At 54.6% G+C, this 350-nt stretch carries 1 protein-coding gene; it reads left to right on the top strand.

Going from position 1 to position 350, the window contains the following annotated elements; genetic code table 11:
• Positions 1-350 (top strand): transposase (locus tag KQX66_RS36800; protein ID WP_216798443.1); only part of this gene is annotated, 350 nt, incomplete at both ends.

Raw genomic sequence — 350 nt, 5'->3', positions numbered from 1 at the left:
ACCGTAAACTGGCCGATGGTCGCCACCTCAAACAGCTTTACCGCACCGGCAACCGTGGGCAGCAAGTCTATTTAGACGGCATCGCCTACCCACTCACCGTTTCCTGGTTTTGGCTCAAACGCGCCGATGGCAAGCGAGAGTTGCGCTTTGTGGTCTCTACGTATCCCTATTCCGGTGTCTATCTCGTCCGACTTGGACGCCGACGCTGGGCCATTGAGGGCTTTTTCAAGACCATCAAACATCGCTTCGGTCTCCATCGGTTTGGGCAATCGACTCGAATTGGTGTTTACCGCTGGTTGGTTCTAGCCTGGGTTGCCTATCTCTTAGCCCATTGGATCGATCAATGGTCC

This window comes from Paenibacillus oleatilyticus (assembly GCF_018998565.1).
In the GTDB taxonomy this organism is placed as follows: domain Bacteria; phylum Bacillota; class Bacilli; order Paenibacillales; family NBRC-103111; genus Paenibacillus_G; species Paenibacillus_G oleatilyticus.
This window is presented reverse-complemented; position numbering and strand designations above follow the sequence as displayed.